Below are 14813 nucleotides of genomic sequence, written 5' to 3'. Positions count from 1 at the left end.
GTCTAGGCGGCCTGGGCGACACTACCAGCACCTAGGTGCTAAAGAAGTACCAAGCTCAGTCAGCCCGCAAAATCTGTATATCATCGAGGTAGGCAGGCTGCGTGCTGCTGCCGCGCCACATGTACACGCCCAACTGGCTGGTGAAGGCCGCCGACTCGGGCAAGTCCACCGTTTTTTCTACTTCTATCCATTTGTTCACGCCCTTAGCCTTGGCTTCTTTCAGTAGGTCGAGGCCATCCCAGAGCACCGGCTTGGGCTCGCCGGGGTTTTTGAGCTCCACTACCAGGGTTACGGGCGTGTTCTCGTTAGGCAGGTTTACCCAGGCGTGCACTTTCACTTTGGTCACGCGCACGCCGCTCACGCGGCCTAGCTGGTTGCTGTAGCCAAAGCTGTAGTCGATGGAGGGGTCCACCTTGACTGCATACACCCCCGAGTGAGCTTTTTCTTTAGTAAGTGAGGGGCTGGTCACGCCATTCATCCAGCCGTCGAGCGACTCAAAATCGTTGCTTGCCAACTCGTTATCTGGTTTGCTCGACTCGTGGCTCCCGCATGATACCAGGCCGAGGGCCAGCAGGCCGCAAAGTAAATTTTTCATTAAAATCAAAAGAAGTAATCTAGTGCGAAAATAAGGTGAGGACCTAGGGCAGGCCAGCCCACGGCCTACCATTTCACCCGAAAAATGGACATGATGCGCTGCCCGCCGCGCCGAATGGTGGTCATCTCAAACGGGTACTCGGTATAGTCGTAAGCGTGCCAGCGGTAGGTCGTGACGTAGTAGTCGGCCTTGCCCCAATCTTCCAGCACTTCGAGGCGGTCGCGGTCGTAAGGCTTCAGAATAAGTCGGTTGGCTTCTAGCTCATTGCGCATCTGGCCGCCTACCTTAATGTGCAGGCGGTTGTCGTGGTCGGCTATCCATTGCAGGCCCTCGCGGTAGCTGAGCACCCAGTAGTCTATCTCGAAGCGCCCCTCTAGGTGGCGGCCGGGCAAGATGTTGAAATACGTGTTTTGCAAGGGGTGCATGGCCACGACTTGGCCCGCCATCACGAGCAGCGTGATACCTAGGGTAGCGTAGCTAAAGCGCTGCCACAGGCGCTGCCAGTTGGGCGCCGCGGGGCGCCAGCGCAGCAGCGCCACCAGCCCCCGCAGCGACACCAGCAGCAGCGACGGGTACACAAAATAGAGCTGCCGCCAGCCATCGTAGATGATAGAATGCAGGGCAATCACGGCAATAATGGGGGCCAGCGTAAGGCCCAGAAATAGCAAGTCTTGCCACTCGGCCGCCGTGGCGTAGAGCCGCCAGCCACGCAGCACCAGCTGGCGCAGAGTTAGGAAGGCGCCCACCAAAAACCCCACCAGGTACAGCACCGGCGTGGTAATGCCTATCCAGACCGGGGCGTAGTGCCAGGGTATCTCGGAGGCGCGCATCATCTGGCCGGCGTACAGCAACTTGCTGTACCACCGAAACTTAGACATATTATGGAAGGCCAGCAGAAAATTCTGCAAGGGGGCTTCCCACAGAAATGGCCATTGCAGAATGACTAAACCCACCAGCAGCCCTAGGTAGGCGGGGAGCTTGAGGCCCAGCTGCAGGCGCTGCCCGCGGTAGGTGCCGCGCGCCGCCTCCAGCCCCGTGAGCACGAGCGTGGCCAGCGGCAGGATAACCCCCATAATGCGCACATCGATAGTGCAGGCGCAGGCCAGCGCGTGCCACCCCAGCCGCTTCCAGCTCGGGCGCTGCACAAACGCCACTGTGGTATTAGTGGCGATGGCGAAGAGGGCCATGAAGACGGCGTCCTTGTCGTTGTAGAAGGACTCGGCAAACAACCTAGGGCTCAGCACGAGCAGCAGCGCCCCGAGCAAGCCTATGCGCCAGTCGGCAAAGCGGCGCCGGGCCAGCTGGTACACGGCTATCACCCCGCCAAAGCACACCAAAAATGTGCACAAGTGCCTAAAGAAGAAAATATTGCGCTCACCCTTGATGTGTAGCAGCAGCTCGAGCCAGGCCAGCGGCAACTCAAACGCCACCCCATAATCGCGGTCGCTGAACTGGTGCAGCGGCGGCCCAATAGGCTTAAAAACCTCGTGCGACTCGATGTAGCCCGGGAAGTAGCGCTCGCCGATGTACTTGAGCGAAATCATGCCCGTATTCCGGCTCTGCGGCTCGTCGATAGACACCCCGTAGTCGCGCACGATGAGCAGCCCTATCCCCAGCAGCACCACAAAAAAAGCCCCCACTACCAGTCGTTGCTGGCGAGCGAGTGCTTTTAACATTGGATAAAAATTTGCCATTATATCGTAAAACTAAGCTACCAGCAATACGCAGCGCGTTTCTTGCTTCGGCGCTTCTCCTGCTAAGGCGCCGCTACCGCGGGCGCCAGCCAAGCCGCAGTGGGCCCAGAATCAGTCGGTTGGTCGAGCAAGTAGAGCGCTTGGTAGCGCACGGCGCGGCCCAGCTGCACGCGCACTTGGTAAGCGCCGGGCGCCAGGCCACCTAGGCTGGCCGCCGTCACGGGCCAGCGGCCGGGGGGCCAGTCGCCCGCGCGGCACGGGTAGCCCTGGGCGTCCAGCACCGTCCAGTGGGCGGCGGTTGTGTCGGTGTTAGTGACCACAATCGGGGTGGCCTGCCGGCCTATCGTCCAGGGGCCGTGCCACTCGGGCGCCAGCGGCAGCGGGCCGTTGGACATGCAGGTGGGGTTGTAGTTGTCGCGCAGGAATAGGCTGACCTGCCCAGTTCTCGCGCGGCTCAGCTGCCAGCGCTGCTCACCGGCTGGGTTGCTGGCGGCCGGGGCCGTGGCCTTCGGAAAGCGAAAGATGCCGCCCTTCAGCGGCTGCGCCGCCTCGGCCCCGAAGGGCTGGGCCGGTAGCTGGCGCGGGTGGTAAATGCGGATATAGTCGATGTCCAAGGCATCGGTGGCGGGCCCGGCCCAGGCCCACATGGCCAGGTTGGCAATAACGGCCATGGCGCAGCCCATAGGTTTAAAGCGGGTTTCGCGCCGAATGGGCACGCCGTCGAAGTAAAATATCAGCTCGCCCGGCAGCCACGACAGTGCGTAGCGGTGGTAGCCGTGGGTGAAGCGCGTGGCCTTGGGCCAAAAGAAAAAGCACTGGCAGTTGGGCTCCTCCAGCGGGCCGGGCCGCCAGTAATCGTGGGCATACAGCAGCACGTTGTTGCTGATGAGGCTGCCGCCGCCTTCAAAAATATCGACCTCGTCGGGGTTGCCAAACAGCCAAAAGGCCGGAAACGACCCCACATCGTAGGGCTGGCGGCACCGGATTTCGAACAAGCCGTAGGTGATGCCCTCGCCTGTGCCGCAGGGCGCGGGGCGCAGCGAGTCGGGCGCTGTGTGGCGGCCGTAGAGCATGCCCGAGGTGTAGCGTAGCTTGCGCACCTCGCTGCCGGCCGGGTACAGCCGGGGCTCGGCCAGCTTGTGGGCCGTTAGCCGCAGGCTGCCCTCGCGCACGTTCACTTCCTGGCCGGTGTAGTACTCGGTTTCGAGGCCGCCGGGGCTGCGGCCCCAGGGGTAGGAGAAGCGCCAGCGGGCCGCCAGCGCCGCGCTATCGCTGGCCACGTTGAACTCGTCGGCCTGCGCTAGGCGCCAGTTGGCGTACGTCAGCGTGTCTTGCGCGTGGGCCGGCCGCCAAGCTAGTAGCAAGACGACCAGCCACAGCCAGCAGCTTGGCTGGGCGGCCCTAGGGTAGCGGGCCAGCTGCGTTAAGTAGTACGCCCGCATGGCTTACTCTTCGTTATAGTACTGTTGCACAAAGTAGAGCGGCCGGTTCTGGTTTTCGCGGTAAATCCGGAATACGTACTCGCCCAGAATGCCCAAAAACAGCAGCTGAATGGACCCCACGAAGTAGATACTCAGCCCCAGCGACGACCAGCCGAAGGGCGCAATACCCACTATCTTACTGAAAATAACGTAGATACCAGCACCTAGGAACACCAGCATGCCCACCATCCCGCTGTAGAGGCACACTTTGATGGGCAGGTCGGAAAAGGAGAACAGGGCATCCAGGGCTAGCGCAAACAGGCGCTTGTATGACATCTTGGGCAGCGTGCCGTCGTGGCGGGCCTGGCGGGCGTAGGCCACGCCCACCTGGCGGTAGCCAATGAAGGAGCGCAGCCCCGGCAGGTAGCGGTTTTTCTCGTGCAAGGACAGAAACGCGTCGAGCGCTCGCCGGTTCAGCATCGAAAAATTGCCGACATTATCGGCCTCCGCCAGCTGCGAGAAGCTGCGGAAGATACCGTGAAACGCCTTAATGAGCACCTGCCGGCCCCAGTCCTCGGCCCGGTCGGTGCGCTGGCCATAGGCGATGTCGTAGGCATCGTGGCGCAGTAGCTCGTACATGCGCGGTAGCAGTTCGGGCGGGTCTTGCAGGTCGCCGTCCATCATGGCCACGTACTGGCCGCGGGCGGCGTGCAGCCCGGCGGTGTAGGCGGCCTGGTGGCCAAAGTTGCGCGAAAGGGCCAACACCTTCAGCCGAGGGTCGCGGCGGCGCCAGGCCAGCAGGGCCGCCAGGGTTTGGTCGCGGCTGCCATCATCGACGCAGATGAGCTCAAAATCATCGGTAATCTCGGCCAGCGCGGCCAGGCAGCGGCTAATGAGCGTGTCAATAAGCTGTTCCTCATCGAAAACGGGCACGACAACGGAAAGCAATGGCGAAACGGACACGGGGACGGCAGTAGGTGGCACGGGCAAAGATAGACCACCCGCCCAGTGCAGGCCCCGGCCCACTAGCCCGGCAAAACGACCCTAGGGTGAGGGTTATCTTAGCCGTAGAGCATTCTTTCACTTTCCGAAGAGGGCACGGGGCCCCTAACCCCTTTCGCGCTGTTACCTTTGCGGCTGCCAACCCCCTGTCTTCGCTCCGTGGCCGACCTAGCTGCTGATTTTTATGCGCATCCCAGCGCCGTGCTCGATGCCGGCTGCCGCGTGGGGGCGGGCAGCCGCATCTGGCACTTTTGCCACTTGGCGGCGGGCGCCGTGCTGGGCGAAAACTGCTCGCTGGGCCAAAACGTGTTTGTGGCCGACGGCGTGACCCTAGGGCGCAATGTGAAGGTGCAAAACAACGTGAGCCTCTACAGCGGCGTGGTGTGCGAAGACGACGTGTTCCTGGGTCCATCGGTGGTGTTTACCAACGTGAAGAACCCCCGCAGCGCGGTGCCGCGGCGCGGCGCCGGCCACTACCAGCCCACTTACCTCGAGCGCGGCGTCAGCATCGGAGCCAATGCCACGCTTGTCTGCGGCGTGCACCTGGGGCGCTACGCCCTGGTGGGCGCGGGCAGCGTGGTTACGGGCGACGTGCCCGCATTTGCGCTGATGTACGGCAACCCCGCCCGGCAGCACGGCTGGGTCAGCACCCACGGCCACCGCCTGGCTTTTGACGCGGCGGGCCTCGCCACCTGCCCCGAAAGCGGTGCAGCCTACGAGCTTAGCGCCACCAAGAAAAGTGTAACCGCTGTGAATGAAGCCCTTATTGTTAGCAACAGCAATTCATAATTCCTATTTTATAACTCATAATTAACTTCGAAGTGTACGACGAACTCCTCCGCAAAGAAGCCAAGCTGGCCGTGATTGGCCTCGGCTATGTGGGCCTGCCCATCGCCCTAGAATTTGCTAAGCAACTCTCGGTTATCGGTTTTGACATCAATGCCAGCCGCGTGGAGATGATGCGCAACCACCAGGACCCCAGCGGCGAGCTCGATAGCGCGGCCTTCGAGGGTGCGGATATCACTTTCACCGATTCGCTGGAAGTACTGCGCGAGGCCCAATTCTATATTGTGGCCGTGCCCACGCCCATCGACGAGCACGCCCAGCCCGACCTGCGGCCGCTCCTAGGTGCCTCCGGCTCGGTGGGCAAGGTGCTCAAGAAGGGCGACTACGTGGTGTTTGAAAGCACCGTGTACCCCGGCTGCACCGAAGAAGACTGCATTCCGGTAATGGAGCGGCTCTCGGGCCTGAGCTTTGCCGCCGGCGACTTTAAGGTGGGCTACTCGCCCGAGCGCATCAACCCCGGCGATAAAGAGCACACGCTGCGCCGCATCATTAAGGTGGTAAGCGGCTGCGACGAGGAGAGCCTCGACACCATCGCCAAGGTCTACGAGCTGGTGGTGGATGCCGGTGTGCACCGCGCCAGCAGCATCCGGGTGGCCGAGGCCGCCAAGATTATTGAGAACACCCAGCGCGACGTCAACATCGCACTGATGAACGAGCTGTCGATGATTTTTGACCGCATGAACATCAACACATACGAGGTGCTGGAGGCGGCCGGCACCAAGTGGAACTTCCTCAAGTTCAGCCCCGGCCTGGTGGGCGGCCACTGCATCGGCGTAGACCCCTACTACCTGACCTACAAGGCTAAAGAGCTGGGTTACGACGCCAAAGTAATTCTATCGGGCCGCACCACCAACGACAACATGGGTGCCTACATCGCCCGCAAAACGGTGCAGATGATGATAAAGCGCGGCAAGGATGTGGCCAAAAGCCGCGTGCTGGTAATGGGCGCTACCTTCAAGGAGAACGTGGAAGACATCCGCAACTCGAAGGTGGCCGACGTGATTCAGGAGCTCAAGAACTTCTCCGTGAACGTGGACATCGTGGACCCGCACGCCAGCTCCGACGAGCTGCTGCACGAGTACGGCTTCCGCCTCACGCCCCCCGAAAAGGTGCGCACCGACTACGATGCCGTTATTGTGGCCGTGAGCCACCAGCCCTACCTAGAAAAGAACGAAGCTTACTTTCAGTCGATTACGGCTGATAATGCGGTATTGGTCGATATCAAAGGGCTGTACCGCGCCCAGCCCATGCAAGAGCTGCACTACTGGAGCTTGTAATTTAATGAGTGAATAGGTGAATGAGTGGGTGAGTGAATGAAAATTTGCCCGCCCATCCATTCACTCACCCACTCATTCACCTATTCACTCATTAGTTATGAAGATTCTCGTTACCGGCGGGGCCGGCTACATTGGCTCCCACACCGTAGTGGAGCTAACGCTGGCGGGCTACGAGCCCATCATTGTCGACGACTTCAGCAACTCGAAAGAATCGGTGCTGGCTGGCTTGCGCGACATTCTGGGGCACGACGTGCCCTGCCACCACGTCGACTGCGGCGATACCGACGCGCTGCGCGAGGTGTTCAAGAAAGAAGGCAACGTGCAGGGGGTCATTCACTTTGCGGCTTTCAAAGCCGTGGGTGAGTCGGTGCAGAAGCCGCTGGCCTACTTCCAGAACAACGTGGGCTCGCTGCTGACCCTGATAGAGGTAATGAACGAGGTAGGCGTCGAAAACCTGGTCTTCTCGTCGTCGTGCACCGTGTACGGCGTGCCCGACCAGCTACCCGTGACGGAGGCCACGCCCACCAAGCCGGCTTCCTCGCCCTACGGCCGCACCAAGCAGATGTGCGAAGACATTGTGCACGATGTGGCGGCTGCGCCCGGTAACAAGCTGCGCACTATTTTGCTGCGCTATTTCAACCCCATCGGGGCGCACCCCTCGGCCAAGATTGGCGAGCTGCCCCTAGGGGTGCCCAACAACCTGATACCCTTCATTACGCAAACGGCCGCCGGCCTGCGCGAGAAGCTGACCATCTTCGGCAACGACTATGACACGGCCGATGGCACCAACGTGCGCGACTACATCTACGTGGTGGACCTGGCCAAGGCGCACATCGTGGCGGTGCAGCGTCTGCTCGACCGCAAGGCCACCGAGGCTGTCGAGACCTTCAACATCGGCACCGGCCACGGCAACACGGTGCTCGAAGTAGTAACCACCTTCGAGCAAGCCAGCGGCCAGAAGCTCAACTACGCCATCGGCCCGCGCCGCGCCGGCGACGTGCCGGCCATCTACGCCGATGCCACCAAGGCGGCCGAGGTGCTGGGTTTTAAAACCGAAACCTCGCTCTCCGACGCTCTGGCCAGCGCCTGGAAGTGGCAGCAGACACTAAAATAGGTGAGCAAGTGAAGAGGTTAAACGGTGAACAGAGCTAGATATGGGAAGCTAATGAGGCAGTTCAATCTGCCTTCTTCTCCTAGCCTGACACTCCTGCTTAGCCGAGCCTATCCTACTCACCTAGTTACCTTCTAACCTACTCACCTTATTTACTTTATGAAAATTCTCATTACCGGCGGGGCCGGCTTCATTGGCTCGCACGTGGTGCGGCTGTTCGTTACCAAGTACCCCGAGTACCAGATTCTCAACCTCGATGCCCTGACCTACGCGGGCAACCTGGAGAACCTGCGCGACATTGAGAATGCGCCCAACTATCGCTTTATCAAGGGCGACATTGCCGACCAGGCTTTCGTAAATGAGCTGTTTGCCAAGGAAGAGCCCGACGCCGTGATTCACCTCGCGGCTGAGAGCCATGTCGACCGCAGCATTACCGACCCGCTGGCGTTTGTACGCACCAACGTGCTAGGTAGCGTGTACCTGCTGCACGCGGCCAAGAACCTGTGGCAGCCGGGCGGCTACGACGGGCACACCTTCTACCACGTGAGCACCGACGAGGTGTACGGCTCGCTGGACTTTGGCCCCGAGCTGTTTACGGAGGAAACCTCCTACGACCCCCGCTCGCCCTACTCGGCCTCCAAGGCGGCGTCGGACCACTTTGTGCGGGCTTGGTACCACACCTACGGCCTGCCCATCAAGCTCAGCAACTGCTCGAACAACTACGGCCCCAACCACTTCCCCGAGAAGCTTATTCCGCTGGCCATTCACCGCCTGCGCACCGGCCAGCCGGTGCCCGTGTACGGCAAGGGCGAGAACGTGCGCGATTGGCTCTTTGTGAAAGACCACGCCACGGCCATCGACGCGGTTTTCCACCGGGGCAAGCTGGGCGATACGTATAACATCGGCGGCGTAAACGAGTGGCAGAACCTGAAACTCATTCAGCTGCTGTGCGATGTAGTGGACGAGAAGACGGGCCAGGAGGCGGGCACGTCGCGCAAGCTCATCAAATTCGTAACCGACCGCGCCGGCCACGACATGCGCTACGCCATCGACTCCAGCAAAATCATGAATGAGCTCGGCTGGAAGCCCAGCGTCACCTTCGAGCAGGGACTGAGCCAGACCGTGGACTGGTACCTAGCCAACGAGGAATGGCTGAACAACGTGACCAGCGGCGCCTACCAGGACTACAACCAGAAACAATACGCTGACCGCTAGCGCGGAGTTAAGAGTTATGAGTTGAAAGTTAAGAGTTGATAACCAGCAACTCCGACCACTGAGACTCAACTCTTAACTTTTAACTCACAACTCTTAACTAACGAAGTGTACGATTTTCCTTTCCACAACCAGCCGCTCAGCGACACGTCTTTTCTCGTAACGGGCGGTGCGGGCTTCATCGGCTCCAACCTGGTTGAGTACCTGCTGAAGTTTGGCGCCAAGAAGGTGCGGGTGCTGGACAACTTCTCCAACGGCTTCCGCAAAAACCTGCGCTTGTTTGAAGGCAACCTGGCGCTGGAAATACTGGAAGGCGACATCCGCGACCGCGAGGCTTGCGCCCGCGCTTGCGAGGGCATCGATGTAGTGCTGCACCAGGCCGCCCTAGGTTCGGTGCCGCGCTCCATCCACGACCCGGTTACCACTGACGAGGTGAATGTGGGCGGCTTCGTCAAGATGCTGTTTGCGGCCAAGGAAGCGGGCATCAAGCGCTTCGTGTACGCGGCCAGCAGCTCGACCTACGGCGACCACCCCGGCCTACCCAAGGTAGAAGACCGCATCGGTAAGCCCCTCTCGCCCTACGCCGTGACCAAGTACGCCAACGAGCTCTACGCCGACGTGTTTGCCCGCACCTACGGCATGGAGATTATCGGCCTGCGCTACTTCAACATCTTCGGCCCGCGCCAGGACCCCGGCGGGGCCTACGCGGCCGTGATTCCGCTGTTTATCGACGCCATTTTGCAGGAAAACCCGCCCACGCTGAACGGCGACGGCGGCCAGACCCGCGACTTCACCTTTGTGGAAAACTGCGTGCAGGCCAACATCCGGGCGGCCCTCACCGACAATCCCGAAGCCGTGAACCAGGTCTACAACATTGCCGTGGGCGACCGCACCTCGTTGGTGCAGATGTACGACATCCTGCGCGAAGAGGCGGGCTCAGCACTGGAGCCCAAGTTTGGCCCCAACCGCGCCGGTGATATCCGCGACTCGCTGGCCGACATCAGCAAGGCCGAAACCCGCCTAGGGTACGCCCCGCAGGTGCGCATCCGCGAAGGCCTGCAGCAGACGCTGAGCTGGTTTGGGGCTAACCAGGAGTTTATCAAGGAGCGCAACTAAGTAGCACGACACTTTTTTCTTACCCTACTCATGAAAGGTATTATTCTCGCCGGCGGCTCCGGCACTCGCCTGCACCCGCTCACGCTGGCCGTGTCGAAGCAACTCATGCCCGTTTACGACAAGCCGATGATATATTATCCGCTGTCGCTGCTTATGACGGCGGGCATCCGCGATATCCTCATCATCACTACGCCCCACGACCAAGCGCAGTTTAAGAAGCTGCTGGGCGACGGCCAGAACCTAGGCTGCAACTTCCAGTACGTAGTGCAGGAGCTGCCCAACGGCCTCGCGCAGGCCTTCGTGCTGGGCGCCGACTTTATCGGCGGCGATAAAGTAGCGCTGGTACTGGGCGATAATATCTTCCACGGCGACGGCATGGAGGAATTGCTAAAAGCCAACAACAACCCCGATGGCGGCGTGGTATACGCCTACCACGTGCAGGACCCCGAGCGCTATGGCGTGGTCGAGTTCGACGCTAACAACCTAGCCCTCAGCATCGAGGAGAAGCCTACCCAGCCCAAGAGCAACTACGCCGTGCCGGGCCTGTATTTCTACGACAACGAGGTGGTAGAAATCGCGAAAAACCTGGCACCCAGCCCCCGCGGCGAGTACGAAATCACGGACGTGAACCGCGAGTACCTGCGCCGGGGCAAGCTTAAGGTCGGCATCCTGGGCCGGGGCACTGCCTGGCTCGACACGGGCACTTTCGAAAGCCTGATGCAGGCCGGCGAGTTTGTGCGCGTGCTCGAGCAGCGCCAGGGCCTAAAAGTGGGCTCTATCGAGGAAGCCGCTTACCGCCAAGGCTTTATCAACGCCGAGCAGCTTCGCAAAATCGCCGAGCCCCTGCGCAAGAGCGGCTACGGCGACTACCTACTGCACCTGCCCGAGCAGCTGATTATCAATGAGTGAAGGAGGGAGTTGGTGAATGAGTGAATGAAAAGGGCTAGCGAGGATTAAACACCTTATCGCTAGCCCTTTTCATTCACTCATTCACAACACACTCCTTTACTCATTGATTGAGCACCAACCGGAAGGTAGTTCCTTTGCCCACCTCGCTCCACTTGATGAACAAGCGGCCCTGGTGGTAATTCTCGATGATGCGGCGGGCCAGCGCAAGCCCTAGGCCCCAGCCGCGCTTCTTTGTGGTGTAGCCGGGCAGAAACACGCTTTCCAGCTTGTTTTTGGGGATGCCCTTGCCTGTATCGGTAATTTCGATGGCCACCTGTGGGCGTTGGGGGCGGCGCGTCCACCAGCGGCGGCGGTGGCGCACGGGGCGCAGGCGCAGCGTAATGCTGCCGCGGCCGTCCATGGCGTCCACGGCGTTTTTGCAGATATTTTCGACCACCCAGTCGAACAGCGGCACGTTGAGGCAGGCGGGCGTGTCGAGCGGCAGGTCGGTTTCGATGGTAAACTTCACCTTGCGCGACACGCGGGCCTCTAGGTAGGCAATGGCGTTGCGGGTCGTCAGGTACAGGTTCTCGGCCTTCAGCACCGGCACCGAGCCGATGTTGCTGAAGCGCTCTGTAATGATTTCCAGGCGCTTAATATCCTTACCCAGCTCCTCTATTATGGGTTCGTCACGAAAGCGCTCCGACTCGCGCAGGTAGCTTTGCCAGCCCACCAGGCTGCTCAGCGGCGTGCCGAGCTGGTGGGCGGTTTCCTTGGCCAGGCCCACCCACACCCGGTTTTGTTCGGCCCGGCGCGAGTAGCTAAAGCTGAGATAGGCTAGCATGGCCAACGAGGCGATAACCGCCAGCTGCACCCTAGGGTAGGTGCGCAGCTGGCTCAGCGAGGCCGAATCCTGGTAAAAAATGTAGTTGCGGGTGCCCCCCGGCAGCTCAATCACGATGGGCGGGTGCCGCTGCTGCATCGTCAGCAGCAGCCGCTTCACCTGCCGCAGCGAGTCGGGCGTGGTAATATTTTTTCCTAGCTCCAGGTTTCTGGTGTCGATAATATTCTCGCCATCCGTCAGGATAACCGGAATCGTATTATTGGCATTGATAATCTGCTCTTGCAAAAACGGCAGGTTAGAGCTCTCCTCCGTGCTGATGATGTAGCGCTGCGTTTTAGCGTAGAGGTCAATCTGGTGCTGCTCTTGCTCCGATAGCTTCTGCACCAATGTATTGGTGTACAGCATAGTAGCCGCCCCAATGAGCAGCGCCAGCACGAGCACCAGCAGCTTAATTCGAGATTTTTGGTCGTAAAGAGGAGGCAGCATACAGCGACAAAGGTCGGGAAACAACGCGCTTTAGAACGGCACCGCGGCCCAAGCCACTATCTAGAACTATTCCAGGTTACTGCAATTACATCCCTAGTCCAGGTTTTACCCTAATCTACTCGAACCACGCGGTTCGGATTGCTGTTTCTAAAGCTACTGATTATACCGTAATTTTGCAGGCCGGCCTTGGGCCGTCCCGTGCTATGTCTCATTCTTTTAAAGCGGTTAGTTTATCCTTCAAGAAAGCGCCGCTCGCCATTCGCGAGCTACTGGCCCTAGACGAGCCCGCGTGTCGTCGCTTCTTGCAGCAGTTGCACACTGAGCTGCACCTCAGCGACTTACTGGTGCTCAGCACTTGCAACCGCACTGAAGTCTACTATGCCCACGACGACGACCAATCGGCGGCCATCATTCAGGCCCTAGGTACGCTCAAGCACCGCGCTGATATTGGCAGCTTTGCGCCCTACTTCGACCGCTACAACGACGCCGAAACCGCTACGCGCCACCTGTTCGAGGTAGCCATTGGCTTGGATGCCCAGGTGGTGGGCGATTTGCAGATTATCAACCAGGTGAAGCTGGCCTACCAGTGGGCCGCCGATGCCGACGTAGCTGGCCCCTTTCTGCACCGCCTGCTGCACACTATTTTCTTCACCAACAAGCGCGTGCAGCAAGAAACCAGCTTCCGCGACGGCGCCGCTAGCATGAGCTACGCCGCCTTGGAACTGGTAGAAGAGCTAACGGCCGACGTGGCCGCCCCTAGGGTACTGGTGGTAGGCCTGGGCGAAATTGGCTCGGACGTTTGCCGCCACTTGGCCGACAGCAAAGCCTTCGCCAGCGTAACGCTGTGCAACCGCACCCGCGCCCGCGCCGAAGAGCTCGCCGCCGAGTTTGCGCCCGGTCAGCTTCAGGTTGTTGACTTTGAGAGCCTGACCACCGCGCTACGCGAGGCCGACGTCGTTATCTCGTCCATTAACCGCGCTGAGCCGTTTTTCACCCGCGAGTTGGTGGCCCACCTCGACGTGCTGAGCTACAAATTCTTCATCGATTTGTCGGTGCCACGCTCGGTAGCCGCCGACGTGGAGCAGGTGCCCGGCGTACTGGTGTATAATGTAGACGCCATCGAAAGCAAGGCTTCGGCGGCGCTCGAGCAGCGTCTGGCGGCCGTGCCGCAGGTACGCAGCCTCATTGATAGCAGCCTACTAGACTTTGCCGACTGGAGCCGCGAAATGCTGGTTTCGCCGCTCATCCAGCGCATGAAAGCCAGCCTCGAGCAGCTGCGCCAGCAAGAGCTCGACCGCTTCCAGAAAAAAGCCACGCCCGCCGAAGTAAAGCTGCTTGACGAGGCCACCCGTGCCTTCATGCAAAAAGTCCTCAAGCAGCACGTACTCCAGCTGAAAGCAGCCTGCCGTCGCGATGAGGCCGAGCAGCTTTTGCCGCTGCTTACCTCCATCTTTGACCTGGAAGGCCAGTCGGTACCGGCCTAGGTGGCGCGCCACCGGCCGGCCCGCAGGCCCACCGCACTACTAGTACCAAATGAAAAGGGCCGCTTCTAGAAGCGGCCCTTTTTTTCAGGTTTCTGACTCGTTGCTTAGGCAGAAAGCGTTTTCACAGCGGGTAGCGGGCAAAGGCCCACTACAGAAGGGTGCATTAGATTCGAGCGGAGTAATCCTCCAGGGTATCAATCACTTTCATCAGTTGCGGTACCGCTAGCGCATAATAGATTTTGGTACCAATCTTGTTCGATTTCAGCACCCCACGGTCTTTGAGCGTGATAAGGTGCTGCGAAGCAATAGCCTGGGGTAAGTCTAGTGCCTGATAGATTTCAGTTACGGACATCTGCTGGTCTTTGCTGCCTTTGAGCTTACCCAGGAGGTCGACAATTGCCAGACGCTTGGGGTGAGACAGAACTTTCAGCATAGCGGCAGCGCGGTCCAGCTGTTGCGTTTCGACACGCGAGTGCAGTGGTTTCATTGAGGAGTATGAGATGGAAAATTTATTTATACTACGCGGAGGCAAGAAGATTAGTTCTTAAATACTTAATGCTTTAATTTATACATTATTAATCAATGCGCTATATTATCCTACTGTGGACTTAACAATTCTAATAACCAGAGGTTTCCAAATAATTATTTTAACAATTTTTTCTTTTAAATATTCTAATAACTCTTTACCTGGGGGCAAAGCCTTGTCTGGCGGCTGTTTGTGGTAAGGGTTTGCTACCGAGCCCGTGGGCGTACTGCCGAGCTTTTGCTTAGCAAAAGCCAACTGACGAGGTTGCGGGTGCGTATCGGCAACATTGTCTCTTTTTCTTATAGGAACTA

General features: G+C 59.6%; 13 protein-coding genes. 7 read left to right on the top strand and 6 right to left on the bottom strand.

Translation table 11 applies throughout. The features are described from left to right. Nucleotides 1-55: 55 nt before the first annotated feature. The 4 genes from ACFSDX_RS01740 to ACFSDX_RS01725 all read right to left on the bottom strand — a co-directional run bounded on the left by ACFSDX_RS01740 (nucleotide 56) and on the right by ACFSDX_RS01725 (nucleotide 4643). Nucleotides 56-595, bottom strand: a complete 540-nt coding sequence (locus ACFSDX_RS01740; protein WP_382311469.1) for a hypothetical protein — start codon at nucleotides 593-595, stop codon at nucleotides 56-58. A 65-nt stretch (nucleotides 596-660) separates the two neighbouring features. Then, on the bottom strand, nucleotides 661-2271 hold the full coding sequence (locus ACFSDX_RS01735) for a glycosyltransferase family 39 protein (RefSeq protein ID WP_382311468.1): 1611 nt from the start codon (nucleotides 2269-2271) through the stop codon (nucleotides 661-663). Nucleotides 2272-2351: 80 nt separating this feature from the next. Next, entirely contained in the window at nucleotides 2352-3731 is a 1380-nt protein-coding gene (locus ACFSDX_RS01730; RefSeq protein WP_382311467.1) for a glycoside hydrolase family 16 protein, read from the bottom strand. A 3-nt stretch (nucleotides 3732-3734) separates the two neighbouring features. Further along, nucleotides 3735-4643 carry a glycosyltransferase family 2 protein gene (locus ACFSDX_RS01725; protein WP_382311466.1) on the bottom strand — a complete coding sequence of 303 codons (909 nt, stop codon included), beginning with the start codon at nucleotides 4641-4643 and terminating at the stop codon, nucleotides 3735-3737. Nucleotides 4644-4871: 228 nt separating this feature from the next. Between ACFSDX_RS01725 and ACFSDX_RS01720 the strand changes: the two genes are divergently transcribed. The 6 genes from ACFSDX_RS01720 (at nucleotide 4872) to rfbA (ending at nucleotide 11183) form a co-directional block, all read left to right on the top strand. Further along, the gene (locus tag ACFSDX_RS01720) at nucleotides 4872-5501 is read left to right on the top strand and encodes an acyltransferase (RefSeq protein WP_382311465.1); all 630 of its coding nucleotides are present in this window, start codon (nucleotides 4872-4874) and stop codon (nucleotides 5499-5501) included. Between the two features lie 32 nt (nucleotides 5502-5533). Next, a complete protein-coding gene (locus ACFSDX_RS01715; protein ID WP_382311464.1) occupies nucleotides 5534-6835 on the top strand; it encodes a nucleotide sugar dehydrogenase in 1302 nt (433 codons plus the stop codon). A gap of 97 nt (nucleotides 6836-6932) precedes the next feature. Further along, nucleotides 6933-7949, top strand: coding sequence for a UDP-glucose 4-epimerase GalE (gene galE, locus ACFSDX_RS01710; protein WP_382311463.1), 1017 nt, complete (start codon nucleotides 6933-6935; stop codon nucleotides 7947-7949). A gap of 156 nt (nucleotides 7950-8105) precedes the next feature. Beyond that, nucleotides 8106-9161 carry a dTDP-glucose 4,6-dehydratase gene (gene rfbB, locus ACFSDX_RS01705; RefSeq protein WP_382311462.1) on the top strand — a complete coding sequence of 352 codons (1056 nt, stop codon included), beginning with the start codon at nucleotides 8106-8108 and terminating at the stop codon, nucleotides 9159-9161. Between the two features lie 105 nt (nucleotides 9162-9266). Then, entirely contained in the window at nucleotides 9267-10274 is a 1008-nt protein-coding gene (locus ACFSDX_RS01700) for an SDR family oxidoreductase (RefSeq protein WP_382311461.1), read from the top strand. A gap of 30 nt (nucleotides 10275-10304) precedes the next feature. Beyond that, the gene (rfbA, locus tag ACFSDX_RS01695; protein WP_382311460.1) at nucleotides 10305-11183 is read left to right on the top strand and encodes a glucose-1-phosphate thymidylyltransferase RfbA; all 879 of its coding nucleotides are present in this window, start codon (nucleotides 10305-10307) and stop codon (nucleotides 11181-11183) included. Between the two features lie 100 nt (nucleotides 11184-11283). On the opposite strand, the gene ACFSDX_RS01690 is transcribed toward rfbA, so the two are convergent. Continuing rightward, nucleotides 11284-12492, bottom strand: coding sequence for an ATP-binding protein (locus ACFSDX_RS01690; RefSeq protein ID WP_382311459.1), 1209 nt, complete (start codon nucleotides 12490-12492; stop codon nucleotides 11284-11286). Nucleotides 12493-12695: 203 nt separating this feature from the next. Between ACFSDX_RS01690 and hemA the strand changes: the two genes are divergently transcribed. Next, nucleotides 12696-13976, top strand: coding sequence for a glutamyl-tRNA reductase (hemA, locus tag ACFSDX_RS01685; protein ID WP_382311457.1), 1281 nt, complete (start codon nucleotides 12696-12698; stop codon nucleotides 13974-13976). A 163-nt stretch (nucleotides 13977-14139) separates the two neighbouring features. Here the strand turns inward: hemA and ACFSDX_RS01680 are convergent, their stop codons facing one another. Beyond that, a complete protein-coding gene (locus tag ACFSDX_RS01680) occupies nucleotides 14140-14463 on the bottom strand; it encodes an ArsR/SmtB family transcription factor (protein ID WP_144846328.1) in 324 nt (107 codons plus the stop codon). Between the last annotated feature and the right edge of the window lie 350 nt (nucleotides 14464-14813).

The organism is Hymenobacter bucti (assembly GCF_042681145.1).
In the GTDB taxonomy this organism is placed as follows: Bacteria; Bacteroidota; Bacteroidia; order Cytophagales; family Hymenobacteraceae; genus Hymenobacter; species Hymenobacter bucti.
This window is presented reverse-complemented; position numbering and strand designations above follow the sequence as displayed.